At 67.4% G+C, this 22,949-nt stretch carries 24 protein-coding genes and 1 pseudogene; 19 read left to right on the top strand and 6 right to left on the bottom strand.

The features are described 5' to 3' along the window. Positions 1 to 9 precede the first annotated feature (9 nt). From P1L41_RS18560 to P1L41_RS01920, 8 genes and pseudogenes are all read left to right on the top strand, one after another. Positions 10 to 131, top strand: a pseudogene (locus P1L41_RS18560) (alcohol dehydrogenase); the annotation flags it as partial. A gap of 75 nt (positions 132 to 206) precedes the next feature. Further along, the gene (gene gfo6 / locus P1L41_RS01950) at positions 207 to 1,277 is read left to right on the top strand and encodes a D-xylose 1-dehydrogenase Gfo6 (protein WP_276297202.1); all 1,071 of its coding nucleotides are present in this window, start codon (positions 207 to 209) and stop codon (positions 1,275 to 1,277) included. A gap of 129 nt (positions 1,278 to 1,406) precedes the next feature. Then, entirely contained in the window at positions 1,407 to 2,384 is a 978-nt protein-coding gene (locus P1L41_RS01945) for a Gfo/Idh/MocA family protein (RefSeq protein WP_276297201.1), read from the top strand. 566 nt (positions 2,385 to 2,950) lie between these two features. Continuing rightward, a complete protein-coding gene (gene twy1 / locus P1L41_RS01940) occupies positions 2,951 to 3,928 on the top strand; it encodes a 4-demethylwyosine synthase TYW1 (protein WP_276297200.1) in 978 nt (325 codons plus the stop codon). A 90-nt stretch (positions 3,929 to 4,018) separates the two neighbouring features. Continuing rightward, positions 4,019 to 4,717 (top strand): CTP-dependent riboflavin kinase, encoded by a 699-nt coding sequence (locus P1L41_RS01935; RefSeq protein ID WP_276297199.1) that lies wholly within the window; start codon positions 4,019 to 4,021, stop codon positions 4,715 to 4,717. Beyond that, positions 4,704 to 5,375 (top strand): 3,4-dihydroxy-2-butanone-4-phosphate synthase, encoded by a 672-nt coding sequence (ribB, locus tag P1L41_RS01930; RefSeq protein ID WP_276297198.1) that lies wholly within the window; start codon positions 4,704 to 4,706, stop codon positions 5,373 to 5,375. Before P1L41_RS01935 ends, ribB begins: the two co-directional genes overlap by 14 nt. A gap of 112 nt (positions 5,376 to 5,487) precedes the next feature. Further along, the gene (gene yciH / locus P1L41_RS01925) at positions 5,488 to 5,781 is read left to right on the top strand and encodes a stress response translation initiation inhibitor YciH (RefSeq protein WP_276297197.1); all 294 of its coding nucleotides are present in this window, start codon (positions 5,488 to 5,490) and stop codon (positions 5,779 to 5,781) included. Between the two features lie 174 nt (positions 5,782 to 5,955). After that, positions 5,956 to 6,870 (top strand): branched-chain amino acid transaminase, encoded by a 915-nt coding sequence (locus P1L41_RS01920; protein WP_379789132.1) that lies wholly within the window; start codon positions 5,956 to 5,958, stop codon positions 6,868 to 6,870. 51 nt (positions 6,871 to 6,921) lie between these two features. On the opposite strand, the gene P1L41_RS01915 is transcribed toward P1L41_RS01920, so the two are convergent. Then, positions 6,922 to 7,566: a DUF502 domain-containing protein gene (locus P1L41_RS01915; protein WP_276297195.1), complete on the bottom strand. Its 645-nt coding sequence runs from the start codon at positions 7,564 to 7,566 to the stop codon at positions 6,922 to 6,924. 122 nt (positions 7,567 to 7,688) lie between these two features. On the opposite strand from P1L41_RS01915, the gene P1L41_RS01910 reads away from it, so the two are divergent. From P1L41_RS01910 to P1L41_RS01895, 4 genes are all read left to right on the top strand, one after another. Continuing rightward, positions 7,689 to 8,234, top strand: coding sequence for a CDP-2,3-bis-(O-geranylgeranyl)-sn-glycerol synthase (locus tag P1L41_RS01910; protein ID WP_276297194.1), 546 nt, complete (start codon positions 7,689 to 7,691; stop codon positions 8,232 to 8,234). 66 nt (positions 8,235 to 8,300) lie between these two features. Beyond that, the gene (gene hemC / locus P1L41_RS01905; protein ID WP_276297193.1) at positions 8,301 to 9,443 is read left to right on the top strand and encodes a hydroxymethylbilane synthase; all 1,143 of its coding nucleotides are present in this window, start codon (positions 8,301 to 8,303) and stop codon (positions 9,441 to 9,443) included. Further along, positions 9,440 to 10,201: a uroporphyrinogen-III C-methyltransferase gene (cobA, locus tag P1L41_RS01900; RefSeq protein WP_276297192.1), complete on the top strand. Its 762-nt coding sequence runs from the start codon at positions 9,440 to 9,442 to the stop codon at positions 10,199 to 10,201. Before hemC ends, cobA begins: the two co-directional genes overlap by 4 nt. Then, on the top strand, positions 10,201 to 10,953 hold the full coding sequence (locus P1L41_RS01895) for a uroporphyrinogen-III synthase (protein WP_276297191.1): 753 nt from the start codon (positions 10,201 to 10,203) through the stop codon (positions 10,951 to 10,953). Before cobA ends, P1L41_RS01895 begins: the two co-directional genes overlap by 1 nt. Positions 10,954 to 10,959: 6 nt before the next feature. Here P1L41_RS01895 and P1L41_RS01890 read toward each other — a convergent pair whose 3' ends face one another. Further along, complete coding sequence (locus P1L41_RS01890; RefSeq protein ID WP_276297190.1) at positions 10,960 to 11,688, bottom strand: PspA/IM30 family protein; 729 nt, start codon at positions 11,686 to 11,688, stop codon at positions 10,960 to 10,962. A 450-nt stretch (positions 11,689 to 12,138) separates the two neighbouring features. On the opposite strand from P1L41_RS01890, the gene P1L41_RS01885 reads away from it, so the two are divergent. The 7 genes from P1L41_RS01885 (at position 12,139) to P1L41_RS01855 (ending at position 19,601) form a co-directional block, all read left to right on the top strand. Further along, positions 12,139 to 12,678 carry a hypothetical protein gene (locus tag P1L41_RS01885; RefSeq protein ID WP_276297189.1) on the top strand — a complete coding sequence of 180 codons (540 nt, stop codon included), beginning with the start codon at positions 12,139 to 12,141 and terminating at the stop codon, positions 12,676 to 12,678. Positions 12,679 to 12,923: 245 nt separating this feature from the next. After that, positions 12,924 to 13,400: a hypothetical protein gene (locus P1L41_RS01880; protein WP_276297188.1), complete on the top strand. Its 477-nt coding sequence runs from the start codon at positions 12,924 to 12,926 to the stop codon at positions 13,398 to 13,400. Positions 13,401 to 13,443: 43 nt separating this feature from the next. Next, a complete protein-coding gene (locus P1L41_RS01875; RefSeq protein ID WP_276297187.1) occupies positions 13,444 to 14,925 on the top strand; it encodes a RecJ family nuclease in 1,482 nt (493 codons plus the stop codon). Positions 14,926 to 15,001: 76 nt separating this feature from the next. Then, positions 15,002 to 15,235 (top strand): hypothetical protein, encoded by a 234-nt coding sequence (locus P1L41_RS01870; RefSeq protein WP_276297186.1) that lies wholly within the window; start codon positions 15,002 to 15,004, stop codon positions 15,233 to 15,235. A gap of 46 nt (positions 15,236 to 15,281) precedes the next feature. Further along, complete coding sequence (locus tag P1L41_RS01865) at positions 15,282 to 15,602, top strand: DUF5783 family protein (protein ID WP_276297185.1); 321 nt, start codon at positions 15,282 to 15,284, stop codon at positions 15,600 to 15,602. Positions 15,603 to 15,664: 62 nt separating this feature from the next. Beyond that, the gene (locus tag P1L41_RS01860) at positions 15,665 to 17,632 is read left to right on the top strand and encodes a heme-binding protein (protein WP_276297184.1); all 1,968 of its coding nucleotides are present in this window, start codon (positions 15,665 to 15,667) and stop codon (positions 17,630 to 17,632) included. A 244-nt stretch (positions 17,633 to 17,876) separates the two neighbouring features. Next, the gene (locus P1L41_RS01855) at positions 17,877 to 19,601 is read left to right on the top strand and encodes a sensor histidine kinase (protein ID WP_276297183.1); all 1,725 of its coding nucleotides are present in this window, start codon (positions 17,877 to 17,879) and stop codon (positions 19,599 to 19,601) included. 126 nt (positions 19,602 to 19,727) lie between these two features. Here P1L41_RS01855 and P1L41_RS01850 read toward each other — a convergent pair whose 3' ends face one another. From P1L41_RS01850 to P1L41_RS01835, 4 genes are all read right to left on the bottom strand, one after another. Continuing rightward, positions 19,728 to 20,492 carry a methyltransferase domain-containing protein gene (locus P1L41_RS01850; protein ID WP_276297182.1) on the bottom strand — a complete coding sequence of 255 codons (765 nt, stop codon included), beginning with the start codon at positions 20,490 to 20,492 and terminating at the stop codon, positions 19,728 to 19,730. 30 nt (positions 20,493 to 20,522) lie between these two features. Next, entirely contained in the window at positions 20,523 to 20,951 is a 429-nt protein-coding gene (sufU, locus tag P1L41_RS01845; protein ID WP_276297181.1) for a Fe-S cluster assembly sulfur transfer protein SufU, read from the bottom strand. A gap of 120 nt (positions 20,952 to 21,071) precedes the next feature. Next, positions 21,072 to 22,319 (bottom strand): aminotransferase class V-fold PLP-dependent enzyme, encoded by a 1,248-nt coding sequence (locus P1L41_RS01840; protein ID WP_276297180.1) that lies wholly within the window; start codon positions 22,317 to 22,319, stop codon positions 21,072 to 21,074. Between the two features lie 64 nt (positions 22,320 to 22,383). Beyond that, the gene (locus P1L41_RS01835) at positions 22,384 to 22,836 is read right to left on the bottom strand and encodes a hypothetical protein (protein ID WP_276297179.1); all 453 of its coding nucleotides are present in this window, start codon (positions 22,834 to 22,836) and stop codon (positions 22,384 to 22,386) included. Between the last annotated feature and the right edge of the window lie 113 nt (positions 22,837 to 22,949).

Genomic DNA, 22,949 nt, shown 5'->3' with positions numbered 1-22,949 from the left:
CCGTCGGCCGTCGACGCGGCGACGTTCCTCGACGACCGGTTCTCGCTGCTGGAGGCCGACGCGGCGTTCGAAGCCTTCTCGCCGGCGAGACGGTCAAACCTGTCTTCGACGTCTCTGAACTGTACGATTGACCGCCGCCACGTTGCGGGGTCAGAAGTCCGACATCTACCGAAGGTTTTACTCCTCGTCCTGGGAACCACTGAGTGATGAAAGACTGGCTCGACGGTTACGACGAACGGGACTGGCAGACGACTACCGAGGGCACGGTCAGATACGCGCTGCTCGGCCTCGGGTGGTGGAGTATCGACGTGGCGTTGCCCGCTATCGAGAACTCCGACCTCGGCGAGGTGACCACCCTCGTCAGCAGCTCGACGGAGAAGGCCGAGCGGCTGGCCGACGAGCACGGGGTCGCCCACGGCATCAGCTACGACGAGTTCCACGACGGTGCCGCGACCGACGCCTACGACGCCGTCTACGTGGGCACGCCGAACGCCTACCACCTCGAATACGTCGAGAGCGCGGCGGCCATGGGGAAGGCCGTCATCTGCGAGAAACCGATGGAGTCGACCGTCGACCGGGCCGAGCGGATGGTCGAGGTCGCCGAGAGCGAGGCCATCCCGCTGATGATCGCCTACCGGATGCAGACCGACCCGACGGTCCGGCGCGCGAAAGAGCTCGTGGAGGCCGGGTTCGTCGGCGACCCCGTCTCGGTGTACGGGAACAACAGCCAGCCGTTGCTGGAGATGATTCCCGACGAGGACCAGTGGCGACTCGACCCCGACCTCTCGGGGTACGGCACCTCCGTGATGGACCTGGGTATCTACTCGCTGAACACGGCGCGGTTCATCCTCGACCGGGACCCGGTGTCGGTCCAGTCACAGATGCGCTCCGACCACGAGGCGTTCAGCGAGGTGCCCGACGAGCGCTCCGGGTCGCTGCTCGTCCTCGAAGACGGCGTTCGGATGGTCACCACAGCCAGCCAGCACGCCCACGAGGACACCCAGCTCAAGATAACGGGCACGGAGGGCCAGATAGACCTCCGACCGGCGTTCCACGGGGAGTGCAAGATGCATCTCTCGCGGGGCGAGATGACGGCGTCCGTCGCGCACGAGGGGTTCGACTCCCAGCGGGAGATGCGCGAGGAGTTCGACTTCTTCGCCGACCGGCTCCTCACTGACGGCGACATCCCCGCCGACGGGCGCCACGGGCTGCAGGACATGCGTATCATCCGTGCCGTCCACCAGGCCGCCGAAAGCGGCGACGTCGTCACGCTCTAGGGACGAGCCGATTTCGCCTCGGACCCACTCGCGGAACGTGCCGTGGCCCCTCGCCCCGTGGGGGGAGGACTGCCCGTCGCCGACCGGGACGACCACCACATTTATTCGCCAGTCACTCGCTATCCGAGTATGCGCTTTGGCATCATCAGTACGGCCGATATCGGCGTCCAGTCAGTCCTTCCGGGTATCGCCGCGAGCGAGCACGAAATCGCCGCTGTCGCCTCCCGAGACGGCGCGCGGGCCGAAGACGTAGCCGAACAGTTCGACGCCCCGTCCGCATACGACGGCTACGATGCGATGCTGGACGACGACACCCTCGACGCGGTGTACATCCCGCTGCCGAACGGCCTCCACGCCGAGTGGATTCGCCGGGCGGCCGACGCCGGGCTGCACGTCCTCTGTGAGAAACCACTCACCGGGAACGCCGCGGAGACCGAGGCAGTGTTCGACTACTGCGAGGCACGCGACGTCGTGCTCATGGAGGCGTTCATGTACCGCTTCCACCCGCTGACCGAGCGCGCGCTCGAGATTGTCGAGACGGAGCTGGGCGAGGTCCGATCGGTCACCTCGACGTTCACGTTCCGGATACCCGACGACGCCGAGGACATCCGACTCGACCCGGACCTCGCGGGCGGGAGCATCATGGACGTCGGGTGCTACGCCATCAGCGCCGCACGCCTGTTCCTCGGCAACCCCGACCGGGTGTACGGCGAGACCACGGACCGCCGGGACTGCGGTGTCGATACCGAGATGACGGGTGTCCTCTCGTACGACGACGGCGCCACGGCCAGCGTCCAGTCCGGCTTCGAGACGCCGCTCACCCAGTACTACCGCGTCAGGACCACGGACGGCTGGCTCCGGGCCGACCCCACCTTCGACATCGGCGTCGAGAATTCAACTTCGCTGACCTACTCTGTCGACGGTGAGACGACGACCGAGCAGTTCGACCCGACGGACCACTACCGGCTGGAGGTCGAACACTTCGCGGACTGCGTCGAGCGCGACGTGACACCACGGGTCGACCGGACCGAGAGCGTCGAAATCATGCGCATCATCGACGCTATCAAGGAGAGCGCTGACCTGGGCGGCCCGGTGGCGTTGGAGTGAACGGGTCGACGGGGGTTCGCCGACTGCGGACTCAGAAGTACGAGATCTTGTCGTAGCGGTCCAGCGACGTTACCGAGCTCGCCGACGGCGAGCCCGGCGTTGCACACCGCGATGTCCAGGCCCCCGAAGCGCCTCGGGTCCGACACGGGTCGACGCTGGCGTTTCTGACGGGGCGACTGTGATGTCGGCTACGCCTTCGGAACCTCCGCTCAGTTACCAAGTCAAGAAAACCCTCCAGATACACATCAAAATCAATAATATGACTACACCTTCGTATTTTTGGGGTCATATACGTCTTATAAAACCAAATAGCATCCAAGACCTCTCAAATCTCTCAGTATCACGTCCAAATCTCGGATTTACTCACTCAGATACGTACTACCTGGGTTGTAGTAGAGCATTCCAGAGTCTACTCCTCCGTCCGACGCACACAGCGGTACGCAGGGCGAGTGCCAACGATACGACGGGTCCTGCCGTCGCCAACGTCGGTGACGTCACCGGCGACAGTCACGGGCTCACTTCGACGACCGCACGCCTTTTGGGTATCCGTGCGAACTACACGAGCGATGAGCGAATCGGACGGTCCCATGCAGGTAGACGACCCGAACTACCACAGCGAGAACCACACCGCCGCCCAGTCGTGTGGCTGGACGAAGAACGCCCTGCGCGGCGAGGGCAAATGTTACAAGTACGCCTTCTATGGCATCGAGTCACACCGCTGCATCCAGATGACCCCCGTCGTCAAGTGCAACGAGCGCTGCGTCTTCTGCTGGCGGGACCACGCCGGCCACGCCTACGAACTGGGCGACGTCGAGTGGGACGACCCAGCGGCCGTCGCCGACGCCTCGCTTTCTCTCCAGAAACGGCTCCTCTCGGGCTTCGGCGGTCACGACGAGGTGCCCCGCGAGCGCTTCGAGGAGGCGATGGAGCCCCGCCACGTCGCCATCTCGCTCGACGGCGAACCGACGCTCTACCCCTACCTGCCCGAACTCGTCGACGAGTTCCACGCCAGAGACATCACCACGTTCCTCGTCTCGAACGGGACCAACCCCGAGATGCTCGCTCGCTGTGACCCCACGCAGCTGTACGTCTCCGTGGACGCCCCGGACCGCAAGACGTTCGACGAGACGGTGAAGGCCGTCGAAGACGACGCCTGGGACACCCTTATCGACACGCTGGACGTGCTGGCGGGGAAAGACGAGACGCGGACCGTCATCCGAACAACGCTCGTGAAGGGCCACAACATGCACCATCCGGCCTGGTACGCGGCGATGTGTGACCGGGCCGACGCCGACTTCGTCGAGCTGAAAGCGTACATGCACGTCGGCCACTCGCGGGGCCGACTCGACCGGGATTCGATGCCCGACCACGACGAGGTCCGCGACTTCACCGAGCAGGTCGGCGCGTTCCTCCCGGACCACGACACGATCAAAGAGGTCGAGCCCTCCCGCGTCGCGATGCTCGCACGCGAGGCGGACACCTGGGTGCCGAAACTCGACAAGGGAAGCGAGTTCTGGGCCCGGGACCCGGTCGCCGAGTACTGAGACAACGCGCGACGAGTTCATCGCTGTTCCACATCTGGAACGCATCCCACGTTCGGTATCCTTATCGGGAACGGGTCCTAATCTCGGACCATGGCCGAATCAACGGGACGAGTCGTGGGCCGCGACGAGCTCGCGACGTTGAAGCTGCTCGCGCTCGACGGCGCGCTCGACGAGCGGACCAAAGTCTCCTGTGCGGACCTGGCGGGTCGGCTCGACGCCTCCAACCAGACGGCGTCGCGGCGACTCCAGCGCCTGGAGGACGGCGGCTTGCTCGACCGGGATATCGTCAGCGACGGGCAGAACGTCCGTATCACCTCTGCCGGCGAGGGACGCCTCCAGTCCGAGTACGCCGACTACCGGCGCATCTTCGAGGCCGACGTCAGCGTCGACCTGACCGGCATCGTCACCTCCGGGATGGGTGAGGGCCGCCACTACATCACCCTGCCGGGCTACATGGAACAGTTCATCGAGAAGCTGGGCTACGAGCCGTTCGCCGGGACGCTCAATGTCGAACTCGGAGATGAGAGCGTCCGCAAGCGCGCCCGTCTGAGCGCCCTCGAACCGGTCACCATCGAGGGCTGGGAGGACGACGAGCGGACCTACGGGCCGGCGTACTGCTACGCGGCCTCCGTCGAGGGCGGCGACGGCGAGTACGAACCGGCACACGTCATCGCGCCCGAGCGGACCCACCACGGCGAGGAGCAACTCGAACTCATCGCGCCCGAGAAGCTCCGGGACGTGCTGGAACTGGCCGACGGCGACGAGGTGATCGTCCATGTCTCGGAGTGAGGACGCCCGAACCGCCGACAGCGCCGCCGACGCCGTCGCTGCCTTCGCCCGCGGCGACCCGGTGTTGATTCACGACGCCGCCGACCGCGAGGGCGAGACGGACCTCGTCTACCCGGCCGGCGTGGTCACCCACGACGACGTCGCGCGGATGCGAAACGACGCCGGCGGACTGGTCTGTGTCGCGCTCTCCGACGCGGTCAGTGACGCGCTCGACCTCCCGTTCATGCAGTCCGTGCTCGACCACCCGACGTCGGCCGACCACGACCTGGGCTACGACGAGCGCTCGTCGTTCTCCATCACGGTGAACCACCGCGACACGTACACCGGTATCACCGACGAGGACCGATCGCTGACCATCCGGGAACTCGCCGCCGCCGCGAGCGACCCGGACCCCGCGGCATTCTCCGAGACGTTCCGTTCGCCGGGACACGTCCACCTCCTGCGAGCGGCGCCGGACCTGCTGGCCGACCGGGAGGGCCACACCGAACTGGGCGTCGCGCTCGCCGACGCGGCCGACCAGCCACCCGCGGTCGTCGTCTGTGAGATGCTCGACGACGAGACTGGCACGGCGCTCTCCCCGACTGCCGCCCGGTCCTACGCCGAGCGCGAGGGCCTGGTCTACGTCGAGGCCGCCAGCCTTCTGGAGCGGCTCGCCTAACCGGCGCCCGGTAATCCTGAGATTTCTGGCTCTGACCCACTAGCTGATAACGTACCCATTGCCGGCGCTCGGTGGCGAGCAGTAATATGTGTGGGACCCGTACACACACCCGATGGCAGCGACCTGCCCGACGTGTGGACTCCCGGAAGAGCTCTGCATCTGTGAGGACGTCGCAAAGGAGTCACAGGAGCTGTCGGTCCGCATCGACGAGCGCCGCTACGGCAAGGAGATGACGATAATCGAGGGGTTCGACGCCGGCGACGTCGACCTCGCGGAGCTCGCCTCGACGCTGAAATCGCGACTCGCGTGTGGGGGGACAGTGCGAGACGATCACATCGAACTGCAGGGGAACCACGAGGAACGCGTCGTCTCGCTCCTGCGTGACGAGGGGTTCACCGTCACGTAGGAGCCGGTCGACAGCGTCGGTACCGGACGGGGGTGCGTGCCCCGCGCGTGGACCGTCAACACTCTTAACGAAGGGATTCAATGGGGTAGGTATGACACACGACGAGCTATCGGCCGGTACCGGGGACAGGCATCACGCGGCCCGGGGGTGGTCGCAGTGAGCGACCGACCGGAGATGTTCGAGGGCACGGACCGGGTCTGGATGGACGGCGAGTTCGTCGATTTCGAGGACGCCAACGTCCACGTCCTCACCCACGCGCTGCACTACGGGACCGGCGTCTTCGAAGGGGTGCGCTGTTACGACACCGAGCAGGGCCCCGCCATCTTCCGATGGGAGGAACACCTCGACCGGCTGTACGCGTCGGCCAAACCCTACGACCTCGACATCGAGTTCACCAAGGAGGAACTCACCGACGCCACCGTCGAGCTCATCCGCAGCGAGGGGTTCGAGTCATGCTATATCCGCCCCATCGTCTTCTACGGGTTCGACTCGCTCGGCGTGAGCCCGCGCACCTGTCCGACGGAGACGGTCATCGCGGCCTGGCCGTGGGGGGCGTACCTCGGTGAGGAGGCCCTCGAAGAGGGCGTCGACGTGATGGTCTCCTCGTGGCGGAAACACGCCTCCAGCCAGATTCCGACCAACATCAAGACGACCGGCCTGTACGTCAACAGCATGCTCGCCGGCGAGGAGGCCCGCAGCAACGGCTACACCGAGGCCATCGTCCTCAACAAGGAGGGCAACGTCGCCGAGGGCCCCGGCGAGAACATCTTCCTCGTCCGGGACGACGAGATCTACACGCCCGGCATGGCCGAGTCCATCCTCGGTGGCATCACCCGCCAGACCGCCATCACGCTGGCCGAGGAGCTGGGCTACACCGTCCACGACGAGGCGACCATCTCCCGGGGCGAACTGTACACGGCCGACGAACTCTTCTTTACCGGCACCGCCGCCGAGGTGACGCCCATCCGGAGCGTCGACGACAACGAGATCGGCGAGGGGACGAAGGGGCCGGTCACCGACGACATCCAGAGCGCCTTCTTCGACGTCATCGACGCGGGCGAGCGCGAGGAATGGTTCAAGTACGTCTGAGCGGCGCTCAGGCTCGGCTGTCCGCCTGATTCACTGTCTACCCACGTCGACTCAATCGTCGTCGTCGACGACCGGAATCGGCCGGTTTCGCTCGGCCGTGTCGCCGAACCCGGCGCTCAGTATGCGCGTCAGCGCGTCTTCGACGCGCTCGTCGGTCTCCTCGTACTCGTGTGATTCGACCTCGATGACGAAGCCTGTCGTGATGTTCGGGGCCGTCGGCAGGAAGATGACGTCGCGGCCGTCCTCTGTCGTCTTGCCTGTCTTGAACGCCGTCATCCGCATCCCGTCCCACACCTCTATCTTCACCGGACTCTGGAGCTCTTCGGTGCCGCCGACGGCCGTCTCGATGGCCATCTTCGAGGCGTTGTACACCACTCGGAGCCCCGGGATGTGGTTCATCGAGTCGTCAAGCAGTCCTTCGACGATGTCGCCGAAGGCCGTCCGCATCAGGTAGCCCGTCGAGAAGACGATGAGGACGAAGATGACCAGCGTGGTGAACACCCGGGCCAGTTCCACGGCCGTCGCACCGGCCGGCAGGCCGAGCGCGAGCAGGAGTTCGGAGTCGATAGCGGGGATGACCGCAGCGGAGGCGAGGATGTTGTAGAGGTAGACGATGACGTACGTCGTGACGAGGAAGGGCAGCAGGACGATGAGCCCACTCGCGAAGTCGCGCTTCCACGACGTGCCGGAGTCCATATCGGTACGTGTCGGTGACGCAATATCAGCCCTTCCCTTCCTGCCGACGCCCGCTCACAGACGCCCGGTGGGGTCCGCGTGCAGTCACACGGATTATTACCCCGGGCCGTGACGCCCGGAACATGGACACACTCGGGGTCGTCGCGACGGCGCTGTGGGCGATGTTGCCCGCCTACGTGCCAAACAACGCAGCCGTGCTGGCTGGTGGGGGGAGACCGATAGACGGCGGACGAACGATGGGTGACAGCCGACTGCTCGGCGACGGGAAGACCTGGCGGGGGACCGCCGCCGGGACGCTCGCCGGGACGCTGGTCGCGCTGGGGCTCAACGCGGCCGGACCGGCCGTGAGCGAACTCGTCGGCCACTCGCTCCCGAGTTTCCCGCTGCTGGCCGGCGTCGGCCTCGCGCTGGGGGCGATGCTGGGCGACATCGGGGCCTCGTTCCTCAAGCGCCGGAGCGGACGGAAACGCGGCGCGGCGTTCCCCGGCCTCGACCAGCTCGACTTCGTCGTCGGCGCGCTGGCCTGCGCGTTCGTGCTCGCTCCCGTCTGGTTCGGGACCACGTTCACGCTTCCCGTCCTGGTCGTGGTCGTCGTCGCGACGCCCGTCCTGCACGTCGTGACCAACGGCATCGCGTACCTGCTCGGGCTCAAGAACGAGCCCTGGTGACCCGGCGCACCCGTCGCGGGGCCGAAGTGGATGTGCTTTTACGCGCTGGCGAACGACCAGCTGCATATGACTACACGCGGGGAGACAGTACGGCTGGCGACGCGGGGGTCGGACCTCGCGTTGCGACAGGCCGCGACGGTGCAGGAGGCGCTGGGCGGGCGCCGCCGCTCGGTCGAACTCGTGGAGGTCGAGACCACGGGCGACCAGATTCGCGACGAGCTCATCCACCGGCTGGGCAAGACCGGCGCGTTCGTCCGGAGCCTGGATGAACGGGTCATCGCCGGGGACCTCGACGCCGCCGTCCACTCGATGAAGGACATGCCGACCGAAGGTGCCGACGACCTCGTCGTCGCCGGGGTCCCCGAGCGGGCCTCGGCCGGCGACGTTCTCGTAACCCCCGATGGCCGCGGACTCGATGACCTACCCGAAAATGCCGTCGTGGGCACGTCGAGTCTCCGCCGGCGAGCGCAGCTACTGGCCGAGCGCCCCGACCTGCAGATCGAACCCCTGCGCGGCAACGTCGACACCCGCCTCGAGAAACTGCTCGCCCCCTCGCTCCAGGCCGAACACCAGGCCCGCCACGAGGCCGAACAGGAGCGCAAGGGCAGCGTCGACGACGACGAGTACGAGCACCCCTACGACCGGACCGTCGAGGAGTGGTTCGACGACCTCTCGGAGCTGCAGCGCCGCGCGATGGAACGCGACGCCGAGACCGAGTACGACGCCATCGTCCTGGCGAGAGCCGGGCTCGAACGGGCCGGCCTCAGCCACCACGTCGAACTGACCGACCTCGACCCGGACCGCTTCGTCCCCGCACCGGGCCAGGGCGCCCTCGCGGTGACGGCGCTCGACGGCGAGTTGGCGACGACCATCAAGTCCAGCATCGACCACCCGCGGACCCGCGTCGAGACGACTGTCGAGCGGACCATCCTCGAGGAACTCGGCGGTGGCTGTGTGGCTCCGCTGGGCGTCTACGCAACGTTGCAGGGCGGCGTCGTCCACACCAACGTCCGCGTCCTCGCGCGCGATGGCGACGAGGAGATCCGTTCCAGTCGCGACCTGCCCGCCGAACGCCACGTCGAAGCGGCCCAGGACTACGCCGCCGAACTCGCGGGCCAGGGTGCCGCCGACCTCATCGCGGCGGCGAAACGCGACTCGGGCGGTGCCGACGACGACGCCGCGACTGCCACCGAGGAGGACGACGAATGAGCGAGGACGACGTCGGGAAGGTGTACCTCGTCGGCTCCGGTCCCGGCGACCCGGACCTGCTGACGGTGAAGGCCAGGGACCTCCTGGAGACGGCCGACGTGGTCCTCCACGACAAGCTCCCCGGCCCGGAGATTCTGGGCATGATTCCCGACGAGAAACGCGAGGACGTCGGTAAGCGGGCGGGCGGCGAGTGGACGCCCCAGGAGTACACGAACGCGCGCCTCGTCGAACTCGCCCAGGAGGGAAAGACGGTGGTCCGACTCAAGGGTGGCGACCCGACGGTGTTCGGCCGGGGCGGCGAGGAGATGGTTCACCTGGCCGAGCACGGGATTCCGTTCGAGGTCGTGCCGGGCATCACGAGCGCTATCGCCGGCCCGCAGGCCGCGGGCATCCCGGTGACCCACCGCGACCACACCTCTTCGGTCTCCTTCGTCACCGGCCACGAGGACCCGACCAAGGCGGAGTCGATGGTCGACTGGCAGGCCCTTGCCGACACCGGGGGGACGATCGTCGTCCTGATGGGCGTCGGGAAACTGCCCGACTACACGGCCGCACTCCTGGACGCGGGGATGGCCCCCGAGACGCCGGTCGCACTGGTCGAGCGGGCGACATGGCCCGACCAGCGCGTCGCGACGGGCACCCTCGAGACCATCGTCGACGTGCGTGACGCCGAGGGCATCGAACCGCCGGCCATCACGGTCATCGGCGATGTCGCCGGACAGCGGGAGGCGGTCGTGGAGTTCCTGGAGGGGTACTGATGCGCGAGTCGCCTCGCCTCCGCGTGGCCGTCTTCCGGCCCGACGACGAGCGTATCGCCGACGCCGTCGAACTGCTGGAGTCGCTGGGAGCCGACCCGGTCCCCGACCCGATGCTGGCCGTCGAGCCGACCGACTACACGCCCCGCGAGGACGCCGACTACGTCATCCTGACGAGCAAGACAGGCGTGGAACTCGCGGCCGACGCGGGGTGGGACCCCGGTGCGGCGACGGTGTGTGCCATCGGCTCGGCCACCGCCGACGCCCTCAAAGAGGCAGGCTACGATGTCGACGTCGTGCCCGAGGAGTACTCCTCGGCCGGGCTGGTCGAACGCCTCGCCGACGAGGTGGCGGGTTCGCGTGTCGAAGTCGCCCGCTCGGACCACGGTTCGGCGGTCCTGACCGAGGGCCTGGAGGACGCCGGCGCGTACGTCCACGAGACGATACTCTACCGGCTCGTCCGGCCGGCCGGTGCTGGCGAGTCGACCGAACTGGCCGCCGAAGGAAAACTCGACGCGGCGCTGTTCACGTCCTCGCTGACCGTCCAGCACTTCCTCGATGCGGCCACGGAGCGCGGCATTCGAGAGGCAGTCGTCGACGGGCTGCACGAGGCGACGGTCGGCGCTATCGGCGACCCGACGAGGGACACGGCCGAGCACGCCGGGCTCTCCGTCGACGTCGTCCCGGAGACGGCGGACTTCGAGACGCTCGCGTGTGCCGTCGTCGAGGACGCGGCCCCGACGCACCACGAGTAAGCCCGCTCAGTCGGCCGATTCGACGGTCCGCTCCTCGTCGCCTTCGACCTCCGCGCGCAGCGTCTCGAGCTCGTACTCGACGGCCCGCTCGTTCGAGAGCCGGTCGAGCTCCGCGTCGATGGAGTCGCCCTCGTCGAGGACGGACTCGAGCGCGCCGCTCTCCTCGAGTTCCTCGAGCGCGGCGGCCCGGGCCTCCATCTGTTCGGTGCGTTCGGTGGCGCGTTCGAGCGACCGCGAGACGTCCTCCATCGTGTCGCCGACGCCGGTGAAGGCTTCGGCGACACGCGCCGACGCTTCGGCGGCCTCGTAGCGAGCCTTCATACTCTCTTTCCTGGTGCGGAACTGCTCGATCTGACTGCTGAGCTCCGCACGCTTGCCGACCAGCCGGTCCTGGGTCTCCTGGAGCGAGTCTATCTGGCCGCTCAACTCCGTAATCTGGGTCACGTGGGCCTGCTTCTTCTCCAGCGCGCGACGCGCCAGGTCTTCGCGGCCCTGCTGGAGGGCGCTTCGGGCCTGTCCGTCGTGTTTCTCGACGTTCTCACGGAGCCGTCGGCGGTGAATCTCGAGCCGTTTCTTCTGGGTGGTGACGTCAGCGATGCCCCGGGTCACCTTCTGGAGCTCGTCGCGCAACTGCTCGTAGGAGTAATCGAGCTCCGACGCGGGGTCGGACGCCCGGTTCAGCAGCGCGTTGAGCTTCGACCGGATGAAAAAGGAGATGCGACCGAAGAGTCCCATCAACGCGCCTCCGCCGTGTGGGTCGTCTGTGCGTCGGTCCTGTGGCTTGCGTCTGCGCTCATACGTCCGCGTACGATTGACAACGAAATAACACCATCGGCGCAGCGCGTGAATCGGCCCGCCCGTCCTCGCTCTGCCAGTCGCCCGGACGAGCGGCTCCCGAACCGAGCCGAGCTAACTCGACAAAAACGGAACTAACAGGCGGCACTTCGACGACACGGATTCCCCCTTTGATGTACTCGGCGACCAAACGGACACCTACCGATGACCCGACGACTGCTCCGAACGACCGGCACGTTCGTGCCGGTGCTGAGAATCCCGCCCGGTCCCGCTGCCGCAGCGCCCGCCGCGTCGCTCAGCGACGGCGCTCCCGAAACCACCGAGCCATCCGGCGGTCTGACCGACCTGATACCAGACTCGGACGCGACCGCAGGGTTGGGTAGGTGACCGATGGACGAACATCCGGTCGCGTTCGTGGGCGTCCTGCTGCTGGTTCTGGTCGGCATCGTCGGCGCGCTCGTGACTGGGTTCGGCCCACTCCCGGGCGATGACAGCGGGGGCGACGTCGGGTCGTTCCCGACGGCGACGCCAGCGCCGACGACCGACGCCGGCGCCGAGCAACCGACGACGACCACGCCGACGGAGACACCGCCGTTCACGTTCGTCATCGACTCCATCGAAGAGTGTGGCCAGACCTGCCGGGACGTGACCTCGACGGTGACGAACCAGCAGGACGCGACGGCGCGGAACACCACCGTCTACACGCGCCTCTACGTCGGGAACGGCACCGACGGCGACGTCGCGTGGCAGGGCAGCGAACGGGTCGGGACGCTGGCGGCCGGCGAGTCGGCCACCGCGACCAAGCGCGTCGAGCTCTCCTACAGCGAGGCGCTGGCGGTCCAGCGCAACGACGGCTGGATCACTGTCCGGACGACCGTCCAGACGGCCGACCGGACCGAGACATTCATCGAGCGCCGACAGGTCACCTGAGCCGAATCCAGGTCGGCAACATCGGCGAGCAGGTGCCGGGAAACCGGTCAGGGCGTGCTGGCTGACCGGCACGTTGTCACGCCAACGACCAGGCGTTGTCCCCGAGACGACTGACAACTTTATTTTCTGGCGCGTCTTGGTGACCGTATGTCAGTGGTATCCGGACCGATGTCCAACCCGGCCTGTCTGGCCCCGTCTCGTCGTCAACCACCGAGGAACTTGCCGTGAGGGACAGACGGCGATGGATGGCGGTCGCAGTGGTCCTCGTGGGTGTCGCCGGCGTGGCCGTCTTCGGAATCGGGCTGCTGGGCCCTGACAGGGCCCCGACGAACTCGTCGACGGCCGACGGTCCGCGGGCGGCGACGCCGACACCGGGGCCGCCACCGTTCGCACTCAAGATAGACGAGATACGCGACTGTGGCCGGACCTGTCGGGACGTCACCTCGACGCTCCGGAACGAGCAGCAGACCTCAGCCACCGACATCGGTGTCACGGCCACCATCTACGCCGGGCGGGGGACCGGGGGGACCGCGGTCTGGGATGGGTACGAGTGGGTCGGTGACCTCGACGCCGGTGGCACCTACACCACGACACAGCAGGTCAGCCTCTCGCTCGGCGATGCCTTGGCCGTCGAGAGGGCCGATGGCTGGATAACCATCCAGACCACCGTCGAGTACGACAACCGGGTCGTGACGTTCACCCGCGAGCGTCGCGTGGCGTAGGCGACTGAAGCCTTTTATCGGAGGGCGCACCTACCCTGGCACAATGAGTTCCGCCGGTCCCGTCTCCGAACTCGCCGCCCGCGCCGACGCCTGCGCAGACCGGTTGCAGGCCGCCGACCGCGTCCTGCTGGCCTCTCACATCGACGCCGACGGCCTGACCAGCGCGGCCGTCGCGACGTCGGCGCTCGAACGGGCCGGCATCCCCGTCGAGACCGTGTTCAAGAAGCAACTCGACGCGACCGAGATCGAGAGCATCGCCGCCCGCGAGCACGACACCGTCCTCTTTACGGACTTCGGGTCGGGGCAACTCGACGTTATCTCCGACCACGTCGCAGCGGGCGACTTCGAGGCGCTCGTCGCCGACCACCACCAGCCCTCGGCCCCCGAGGAGTGTCACCCCGACGTCGTGACCGCGACCGACGGCTACGCCGACTTCGCCTGGCACCTCAACCCGCTGCTCGAGGGCATCAACGGCGCGTCGGAGCTCTCCGGGGCGGGCGCGGCCTACGTCCTCGCGCGCGCCCTCGATCGAGCCGGTGACGACGACACCGCGACGGACAACCGCGATCTGGCGGCCCTCGCGGTGGTCGGCGCTGTGGGCGACATGCAAGCGGTCGGCGGCGAACTCGTCGGCGCGAACGCCGGCATCGTCGCGGAGGGCATCGAGGCCGATGTGCTGGAAGAGGGCACCGACCTCTCGCTCTATGGCAAGCAGACCCGCCCGCTCCCGAAACTGCTGGAGTACGCCACAGAGGTCCCGATTCCCGGCATCTCTAACGACCAGGCTGGCGCGACGCGGTTCCTGAACGATCTGGGCTTGGACCTGAAACGCGACGGCGAGTGGCGCACCTGGGCTGACCTTTCGGACGACGAGCGCCAGACCATCGCCAGCGCGCTGGTCAAGCGAGCGGTAACGCGTGGCGTCCCGGCCAGCAAGATCGACACGCTCGTCGGCACCACCTACACGTTGACGGCCGAACCCCCGGGCACCGAACTCCGTGACGCCAGCGAGTTCTCGACGCTGTTGAACGCGACCGCTCGTTACGAACGGGCCGACGTCGGCCTCGCGGTCTGTCTCGGCGACCGCGAGGGCCCGCTCGAACGCGCCCGGACCCTGCTCGCGAACCACCGACGCAACCTCTCGGAGGGGCTCGACCTCGTGAAACGGCAGGGCGTCACCCAGGCCGGGTCGGTCCAGTGGTTCGACGCCGGCGACGAGATCCGCGAGACCATCGTCGGCATCGTCGCGGGGATGGCCCTCGGCACGGACGGCGTCGACGCCGACAAACCCATCCTCGCCTTTGCCAGCACCGGCGAGGGCGAGACGAAGGTATCCTCGCGAGCGACTGGCCCCCTCGTGGGCCGGGGCGTCGACCTCTCGGTCGTGATGCGCGAGGCGTCCCAGTCGGTCGGTGGCGACGGCGGCGGCCACGACATCGCCGCCGGTGCGACCATCCCCGAGGGCCAGGAGGACGCCTTCGTCGCGGCCGCCGACGATATCACCGCTGACCAACTGGGCGGTTGAGGCCCGACGAACGCGGGCCGGGGTGTCCGTGGAGTGGCAACAAGAGTTATCCCGTCTGATAACCGACCTCCCGGCAATGGACTCCCGGGACACGTTCGACCTGCTGCTGGTCGTCCTCGCCGGTCTCCTCGCGTACACGGAGACGTTCGGGTTTGTCGACCCGCGAGCGACCATCTCGGAACTGGTCGCCGTCCTCCTGAACCTCGACGTCCGCGTCTATCTGCTCGTCGGCGGCATCTTCGGGGCCGCGTTCGTCACCTATCTGGTCGTCTACCTCCCACAGAAGGACGCCCGCGCGGTCAAGCCGTAGGGCGGAGTCGGGCCATCTTTATTCCCGGCCGCCCTTCCCCCGGCCGATGACCGACTTCGACCCCGAGAAGTTCGAAGACAAGTACGCGAACTACTTCCCGGAGCTGCAGAGGGCGTACAAGCAGGCCTTCGAGCGGATGAACGACACCTACGACTCGGAGCTCGTCCACGCCATCGACCAGCAGATTCTCAACGAGTCCGAGCCCTTCTACGACGACGGCGAGTTCCGTATCGAACTCCCCGAAGCCCCGCTGGACCGGCTGACGGCGGTCGTCGTCGACGACGAGAAAGCCGAGGCGGTTCTCGAACGGTACGTCGAGGCCATCGAGGGGGAACTCCGGTCCGTCTTCGGTCTCGACGAGGCGTAGGCCGGTTCCCGGCGGGCGAGAATATGAGAAGGTTCCTTACCGTTCGCCCGTAACCCCGGCACATGGAACAACGCAAGCCCCCGGCCACGGAGGAGGGGTGGTACGTGCTGCACGACTGCCGGAGTATCGACTGGGACGCCTGGCGGGAGGCCCCCTCGCGGGTCCGTGACCGCGCGCTCTCCGAGGGCATCGACTTCCTCTCGGCCTACGAGGCCGTCGAGGACGCCGACGAGGGCCAGACGGCCGTCTACACCGTCCTGGGCCACAAGGCGGACATCATGATCCTCCACCTGCGGCCGACGATGAGCGACCTGGACGCCGCCGAGCGCCACTTCGAACAGACGGAGTTCGCTGCGTTCACCGAACAGGAGTTCTCCTACGTCTCGGTCACCGAGGCGTCGGGCTACACGGAGAAGTCCCGGGAGTACTTCGAGGGCGAGATCGACGACGATTCGGGACTGGCGCAGTACATCCAGGCCCGGCTGCACCCCGACGTCCCGGACGAGGAGTTCGTCTGTTTCTACCCGATGAGCAAGCGCCGCCAGCCCGACCAGAACTGGTACGACACCGCTTTCGAGGAGCGGGCGGCCCACATCAAGCGCCACGGCGACATCGGACGGGGCTACGGCAGCGACGTGAACCAGATGATCTGTGGCTCCATCGCCTTCGACGACTGGGAGTGGGGCATCACGCTGTGGAGCGACGACATGACCAGCATCAAGGAGCTGCTGACCGAGATGCGATTCGACCCCTCGACCTCGAAGTTCGCCGAGTTCGGGCCGTTCTACGTCGGCCGGAAGTTCGCGCCGACGGACCTGCCGGCCGTGCTGGCCGGCCAGCGCGTCCCGACCGAGGAGGCCCACGACCGTCCGGACGCAGTCAGTGAGCACGCCCACGACGAGGCGCCCGGGCAGCCCGACGCGACGGCGACCCAGGCCGGACACGCTGGCGGCGACGCGGACACGCACGGTGGCGCGCACCCTGGCAGCGCGGGTGAGGGCGACCACCCACACGGCGAGGGGGGCGACGCCGACCATCCGACAGACGACGATTCGGACTCGGGCGGCGGCCGTCCCGACGTCTCGGGCGACTTCGAGCGGGTCGACGACGCCGTCCAGCGCGTGGGTCGACTCGGCCTGATGGAAGGGGAGGACTACGACGCCGGCGACTTCGCGCTCGTCTTCCACTCCGAGACGGACGCCGAGGACCTCGTCGACGACGTCGAGGACCTCGAGTCGAGCTTCGACCACTACGACCGCCACGTCGACACCATGGTCCGCGCACAGAGCGGCCAGACGTACGTCGTCAGCATCTGGACGGCCGAGGAAGCGGCCGAGACCGCGGCCGGGTTCCTCAGTGACCTCGACGGCGTCACCGAGCAGTTCGGCGGGCCGCTGGGCGAGGCCGACGATAGCGCGGACCAGGAGCAGGCGGCCGCCGCTTCCTCGCAGTCCATCCGCGAACAGCTCGAGGCCGAGGGCGTCTACGCCGGCCAGCCCCACGGCGAGGACGTCTACGCGCTCGTGGTCTACTCGACGGCCGACCCCGAGACGCTCGACGCCGAGGTCGACGACCTGCGGAGCGCGTTCGACCGCTACGACACGCACGTCCGGACGACGGTGTACGAGGGGCCCGACGCCGACACCGTAGCCGTCGCCTCGCTGTGGGACACCGAGGACGCCGCCCAGACCGCGAGCGGCTACCTGACGGACCTCCCGGACGTCGAGGGCCGCCACGGCGAGGGCGACGGCTTCGGGACGATGGGGATGTTCTACACGGTCAAGCCCGAGCACCGCGAGGACTTCGTCGAGAAGTTCGCGACCGTCGGCGGCCTGCTCGACGACATGGACGGCCACCGCGAGACGGCGCTGCTGGCAAATCGGGCCGACGAGAACGACATGTTCATCGCCAGTCAGTGGGACTCGAAGGAGGACGCGATGGCGTTCTTCCGCTCCGATGCCTTCTCCGACACCGTCGATTGGGGGCGTGACGTACTGGCTGACCGGCCGCGCCACGTCTTCCTGGCCTGAAGCGCCGTTTCACACGTGACCGGTCAGACTGGTCACCCACACCGCGCCGCTACGGGCGTTTTCACGGCTGATACTCTCTCTGTGAGAGACTTTCCAGGGCTGTGATTCCGTTTCCGGGCGTGCGGTTGTTCCGAGGCCGGCTAGCTGCGGCCGACGCACCCGCTCCAACGCGTGTCGCGTTCTGTTTTCTCAGGTGATAACCGGTACCCAACAGTATTATCGGTGCTATCAGTACGGGGAGTTGATGGAGCCGGCCGTGTTCGTGAGTGTCCTCCTCGCAGTGCTTGTCGGGGGCGCTGCCCTCGCGAGCTACGGGTTCGCGTGGTACTCGTGGCAGCGGACGAGCCACCCCGTCTCGAACCGGTTCGCGGTGCTCATGGTCGCCGACGGGACGTGGGCTCTGTTGGCTTTCCTGGAGATGGTCAGCCCGACGGACGCGCTGGCGTTGCTGTGGAGCGCGCCGGTGGCACTGGTCGCGACGCTCGCTGCGGTGTTCTGGTTCCGCTTCGTCGTCAAGTACACCGGTGACAGTGCGTGGATTCCCGACGTGGTGGCGCCACTGTTCGTCGGCGAGGCCGTCCTCTACGCCGCCGTCTACGCCATCAATCCGTTCGACGTGGCCTACTCAGGGGTCGGCGTCGACCAGTACGGCGCCATCCGCGTCCCCTTTATCGACCTCGGTCCGCTCGTCGTCGCCCAGGTACTGTTCATCTACGCGCTGTTGTTCGCGTCGTTCGTCCTCCTCGGTCGGTTCTTCGTCCGGACGCGAAACCTCTACCGGAAGCAGACGGGCATCATCTTCGGGGTGACGCTGCTGGTGGCCCTGGCGAACGTCGCCTTCCTGGCCGGCCTGACGCCCCACCCCAGACTCGACCTGACGCCGATGTTCTTCTTCGTGCAGGCCGTCGGTGCCGGGGCCGCGCTGTACCACTACGACTTCCTCGACGTCGCGCCGATGGCGACCAACGTCCTCCTCGAAGAGATGGGCGACCCGGTCTTCGTCATCGACCTGGACGGGAACCTCGTCGACTGGAACGAGGCCGCAGCCCGCTACGTGCCGGACGTGAAGCAGCCGACGCTGTCCGCGGTCGCGAGCGACGACTCGATGGTCTGGTCGGCCGCAATCGACAGGCTCGACGAAGCAATCGTCACCGAGAGCTCCGGGACGACTGTGGCCCACCCCGAGGTGACCACGACCCGCCGCGACGGGGAGACGCTGCGTTCGGTCACGTACGACGTCCGGACGACCGACATCACCGACCGGTACGGCATCGTCCGCGGGGCCGTGGTGGTACTGCGGGACGTGACCGAGCGCAAGCAGCGAGCGCACGCGCTCGAATCCCAGAACGAGCGCCTCGAGGAGTTTACGGGTATCGTCAGTCACGACCTCCGGAACCCGTTACAGATAATCGACGGACGACTCACGCTCGCTCGCGAGACGGGCGACCTCTCGCACCTCGAGGACGCTGCCGACGCGGTCGACCGGATGGAGACGATGATCGACGACCTCCTTCGCCTCGCCAGGGAGGGCGAGAGCATCGACGAGAAACGGCCGGTCGCCCTCGAAGCGTGCAGCCGGGACGCGTGGGACCGACTGGACACGCGCGCGGCGACGCTGCGAGTCGAGACGGACCTGTCGGTCGCCGCCGACCGGGACCGCCTCACCCAGGCGCTCGAGAACCTCTTTCGGAACGCCATCGAACACGGCGGCGAGGCGGTCACGGTCTCAGTCGGCGAGTTCCAGGACGGTATCTACGTCGCCGACGACGGGCCGGGCATCCCCGAGGACGAACGCGAGGCGGTCTTCGAGTACGGGACGACACACGCCGACGACGGGACCGGCATCGGCCTGGCTATCGTCGACCGTATCGTCGAGGCACACAACTGGACCATCGCCGTCCGCGAGAGCGCACAGGGCGGCGCCCGCTTCGACATCACGCCGACCCGAACGGGGCTGCTGAAGCGGTAGTCGTACCTCCTCGTCGCGGCTCGGTCCCGGTCACGACACGCCCCTGTGGTCGGTCGCTTCACCGGTAGCCCCCCTGTTACGAGGCGTCCACCCACTCGGGCCACCCGGCCGCCCCGGTGGTCGTCGTCAGCGCCGATGGGCGACGACCCGCAGTCGGCGGTAGTCGACGGTCCACGTCCCAGTCTCCCCGTCCCAGAGCCGGTCAGCGACGCGTCGCTCGACGCCGTCCAGCATCTCCGCCTTCGTCTCGGGTGGTACGGACGCGAAGAACGCGTCGCCGAACATCTCGACCCAGTTGCGCAGGCCCGCCTCGCCGTCGCCCAGCTCGGTCGGCCGGTCGAACAGTCGCGCGAACCCGACTTCGAGCCCCTGTGCCTCGATTCGCGACGCGTACTCGCCGACGCTCGGGAAGTACCAGGGGTCGGGAACCGCGTAGCCGCGCTCGCGGCATTCGGCACCGAGCGCGTCGCTGATGGCCGCGACGTTCCCGCGGCCGCCGAGCTCGGCGACGAACCGCCCGCCCCCGGTCAGCGATTCGGCCACCGTCGCCAGCACCGCGTCCTGGTCGGCGTCGGGAATCCAGTGTAACGCCGCGTTCGAGAACACGGCGTCGAACGGTTCGTCGGGCACGTAATCGCGAGCGTCCGCCCGTTCGATAGTGAGGTCCGGATAGGTGCGGCGGGCCTGTTCGACCATCTCCGACGAGGCGTCGATACCGACGACTGACGCCCCTGTCTCGGCGATGTCGGCGGTCAGGTGGCCGGTGCCACAGCCCAGGTCGAGGACGCGCTCGTCGGGCTGTGGGTCCAGCACGTCCAGCACGTCGCGGCCGTACTCGTGGACGAAGCTGTGGCCGTCGTCGTAGTCGTTGGCGTCCCAGTCGTTGGTCATCCGAGGCTCCGAACAATCAGGTCTCAGGGGTTACTCGTCGTCTTCGGTGCTCGTCCGGTCGAGGTCTTTCTCGCCGAAGTAGATGTCCGCGCCGTCCTGGGCGACCTTCTCGGCCAGCACGGCACACTTGATTCGCATCGGCGAGATGTCGACGCCGAGCATGTCGACGACGTCGTCGCGGTCCATCGCCGCGAGGTCGTCGACGGACATTCCCTGGAGCTGCTGGGTCAGCATCGAGGCCGACGCCTGGGAGATGGCACAGCCGTCGCCCCGGAAGGCGACCTGCTCGATGGTCTCCTCGTCGTCGTCGAGCACGACGTCCATCGTAATCTCGTCGCCACACATCGGATTCTCGCCCACGTGGGTGAACGTCGCGTTCTCGAGTTCGCCGTAGTTGCGCGGGTTCTTGTAGTGGTCGAGAATCTGCTGCCTGTACATGTCTGAGCCGCCGATACCCATAATTGCTCTACCGTACGGTCGTGGCTCGGAAAAGCGTTCCGAGGCAGCGCTTCGCACGCGTTTTGTGTGCAGAGGCTCGCGGTCGTCAGGCGAACAACTGTCGCGCCTGGCGAGACTCGCTTACGCGAACAGCTGTCTCGCGTCGTCGATGGCCGCGACGAGCTTGTCTATCTCCTCGCGGGTGTTGTAGACGTAGAACGACGCTCGGGCGGAGGCAGCGACCCCGAGTTTGTCGTGCAGCGGCTGGGTGCAGTGGTCGCCGGCCCGGATGGCGACCGCCGAGTCGTTCAGGATAGAGGAGAGGTCGTGGGCGTGGACGGATTCGAGGTTGAACGCGACGAGGCCGCCCCGTTCGGTGCCGGCCGGCGGGCCGTACGTCTCGACGTCGCCCGTCGCTTCGAGCTGTTCGAGGGCGTACTGGGCCAGCTCGTTCTCGTGGCGCTGGACCCGCTCCATCCCGATGTCGTCCAGGTAGTCACACGCTTCAGCGAGCGCGATGCCCTGACAGATGGGCGGCGTCCCGGCCTCGAACTTCCAGGGGAGGTCGTTCCAGGTGGCGTCCTCGTAGGTGACCTTCTTGATCATCTCGCCGCCGTAGAGGTACGGCTCCATCTCCTCTAAGATGTGCTTCTTGCCGTAGAGGACGCCGATGCCGGTCGGCCCCATCATCTTGTGGCCCGAGAAGGCGAGGAAGTCGGCGTCGATGGCCTCGACGTCGACCGGGCGGGTCGGGACCGACTGCGCGGCGTCGACGAACATGTAGGCGTCGTGGTCGTGCGCGATGTCGGCGAGTTCCGAGACCGGGTTGATTGTCCCCAGCGTGTTCGAGACGTGGACGGCGCTGACCATCGCCGTGTCGTCCGTGATTATCTCGCGGGCGTGGTCCATGTCGAGCGTCCCGTCGTCGTCGATGCGGATGTACCTGCACGTCGCGCCGGTGCGCTTTGCGATCTGCTGCCAGGTCACGAGCGAGGCGTGGTGTTCCATCTCGGTGAGCACGACCTCGTCATCGGGCCCGAGTTCGTTGAGCCCCCAGGCGTAGGCGACGAGGTTCTCGCTCTCGGTGGTGTTCTTCGTGAAGATTATCTCCTCGCGTTCGCCCGACGCCCCGATGAACTCGGCGACGCGGTCGTGGGCGTCCTCGTAGGCGATGGAGGCCTCCTGGCTCAGCTGGTGGAGGCCGCGATGGACGTTGGCGTTGGTGGTCCGGTAGTAGTCCGCGATGGTCTCGACGACCGGCTCGGGCGTCTGGCTCGTGGCCGCGTTGTCGAGGTAGACGACCTGGTGGCCGCCGAACTCCCGCTGGAGGATGGGGAAGTCCTCCCTGATGCGCTCGACGTCGAGCAGTTCGGATTCGGAGTGTCCCATTGGCTCAACAGTGGGGCCGGACGGGCAACTTTCCTTCGGTTCGTCCACTCGATGACGGACCGGGCTACCGTGTCGCGTCGTCCGCCGTGACCTGTTCGGCGGCCTCGCGGTGGTACTGCTCCAGCAGGCTGTTGTCCCAGACCAGGTCCGAGAGGACGTGGGCGTACAGCACCAGCGCGGTGAACAGGGCGAGCGGCTCGCTGACGAGCCAGAGCCCGCCGACCAGGGCGCCGCCGATGACGTGGTGGCTCAACAGGCGCTGGAGCGGATAGAGATCACCGGCGTCGAAGATCTCGTCCTGGGCGACGAAGACGAGTCGCGGGTTCCGGAGGCAGCGCTTCGCTGCGGTCCACTCACCCGTCGTGAGTCGGGCCACGACGAAGTGGTCGACGTCGATGGCCACGCCGACGACGACGGCGTATCCCACCGCCGCCCACCAGGGGACCGGGACCGAGAACGCGAGGCTCCCGAGGACGCCGACGACGACCGAGAGGAATGCGTGGTCGCGCGAGTACATACGCCCACCTGGGGGCGGGAGGTGGATAAGTATCGGTAGGCTACGCCCCGGTGGTTCGCGCCATCCCTCCATCGACCGTCTCGAACGAGAACCACACGGCGACGGTCGGAACC

The sequence above is a fragment of the Haloarcula ordinaria genome (assembly GCF_029338275.1).
GTDB lineage: Archaea > Halobacteriota > Halobacteria > Halobacteriales > Haloarculaceae > Haloarcula > Haloarcula ordinaria.
This window is presented reverse-complemented; position numbering and strand designations above follow the sequence as displayed.

What these genes read in the sequence shown, in the direction of transcription:
- P1L41_RS01860 (WP_276297184.1), top strand. Translation starts at nt 15,665, where the DNA reads ATGGAACAACGCAAGCCCCCGGCCACGGAGGAGGGGTGGTACGTGCTG.
- hemC (WP_276297193.1), top strand. Translation starts at nt 8,301, where the DNA reads ATGACTACACGCGGGGAGACAGTACGGCTGGCGACGCGGGGGTCGGAC.
- gfo6 (WP_276297202.1), top strand. Translation starts at nt 207, where the DNA reads ATGAAAGACTGGCTCGACGGTTACGACGAACGGGACTGGCAGACGACT.
- yciH (WP_276297197.1), top strand. Translation starts at nt 5,488, where the DNA reads ATGGCAGCGACCTGCCCGACGTGTGGACTCCCGGAAGAGCTCTGCATC.
- P1L41_RS01915 (WP_276297195.1), bottom strand. Translation starts at nt 7,566, where the DNA reads ATGGACTCCGGCACGTCGTGGAAGCGCGACTTCGCGAGTGGGCTCATC.
- P1L41_RS01920 (WP_379789132.1), top strand. Translation starts at nt 5,956, where the DNA reads ATGTTCGAGGGCACGGACCGGGTCTGGATGGACGGCGAGTTCGTCGAT.
- P1L41_RS01890 (WP_276297190.1), bottom strand. Translation starts at nt 11,688, where the DNA reads ATGGGACTCTTCGGTCGCATCTCCTTTTTCATCCGGTCGAAGCTCAAC.
- P1L41_RS01855 (WP_276297183.1), top strand. Translation starts at nt 17,877, where the DNA reads ATGGAGCCGGCCGTGTTCGTGAGTGTCCTCCTCGCAGTGCTTGTCGGG.
- twy1 (WP_276297200.1), top strand. Translation starts at nt 2,951, where the DNA reads ATGAGCGAATCGGACGGTCCCATGCAGGTAGACGACCCGAACTACCAC.
- ribB (WP_276297198.1), top strand. Translation starts at nt 4,704, where the DNA reads ATGTCTCGGAGTGAGGACGCCCGAACCGCCGACAGCGCCGCCGACGCC.
- P1L41_RS01835 (WP_276297179.1), bottom strand. Translation starts at nt 22,836, where the DNA reads ATGTACTCGCGCGACCACGCATTCCTCTCGGTCGTCGTCGGCGTCCTC.
- P1L41_RS01850 (WP_276297182.1), bottom strand. Translation starts at nt 20,492, where the DNA reads ATGACCAACGACTGGGACGCCAACGACTACGACGACGGCCACAGCTTC.
- P1L41_RS01880 (WP_276297188.1), top strand. Translation starts at nt 12,924, where the DNA reads ATGGCGGTCGCAGTGGTCCTCGTGGGTGTCGCCGGCGTGGCCGTCTTC.
- P1L41_RS01840 (WP_276297180.1), bottom strand. Translation starts at nt 22,319, where the DNA reads ATGGGACACTCCGAATCCGAACTGCTCGACGTCGAGCGCATCAGGGAG.
- P1L41_RS01945 (WP_276297201.1), top strand. Translation starts at nt 1,407, where the DNA reads ATGCGCTTTGGCATCATCAGTACGGCCGATATCGGCGTCCAGTCAGTC.
- P1L41_RS01910 (WP_276297194.1), top strand. Translation starts at nt 7,689, where the DNA reads ATGGACACACTCGGGGTCGTCGCGACGGCGCTGTGGGCGATGTTGCCC.
- P1L41_RS01875 (WP_276297187.1), top strand. Translation starts at nt 13,444, where the DNA reads ATGAGTTCCGCCGGTCCCGTCTCCGAACTCGCCGCCCGCGCCGACGCC.
- P1L41_RS01865 (WP_276297185.1), top strand. Translation starts at nt 15,282, where the DNA reads ATGACCGACTTCGACCCCGAGAAGTTCGAAGACAAGTACGCGAACTAC.
- cobA (WP_276297192.1), top strand. Translation starts at nt 9,440, where the DNA reads ATGAGCGAGGACGACGTCGGGAAGGTGTACCTCGTCGGCTCCGGTCCC.
- sufU (WP_276297181.1), bottom strand. Translation starts at nt 20,951, where the DNA reads ATGGGTATCGGCGGCTCAGACATGTACAGGCAGCAGATTCTCGACCAC.
- P1L41_RS01895 (WP_276297191.1), top strand. Translation starts at nt 10,201, where the DNA reads ATGCGCGAGTCGCCTCGCCTCCGCGTGGCCGTCTTCCGGCCCGACGAC.
- P1L41_RS01870 (WP_276297186.1), top strand. Translation starts at nt 15,002, where the DNA reads ATGGACTCCCGGGACACGTTCGACCTGCTGCTGGTCGTCCTCGCCGGT.
- P1L41_RS01935 (WP_276297199.1), top strand. Translation starts at nt 4,019, where the DNA reads ATGGCCGAATCAACGGGACGAGTCGTGGGCCGCGACGAGCTCGCGACG.
- P1L41_RS01885 (WP_276297189.1), top strand. Translation starts at nt 12,139, where the DNA reads ATGGACGAACATCCGGTCGCGTTCGTGGGCGTCCTGCTGCTGGTTCTG.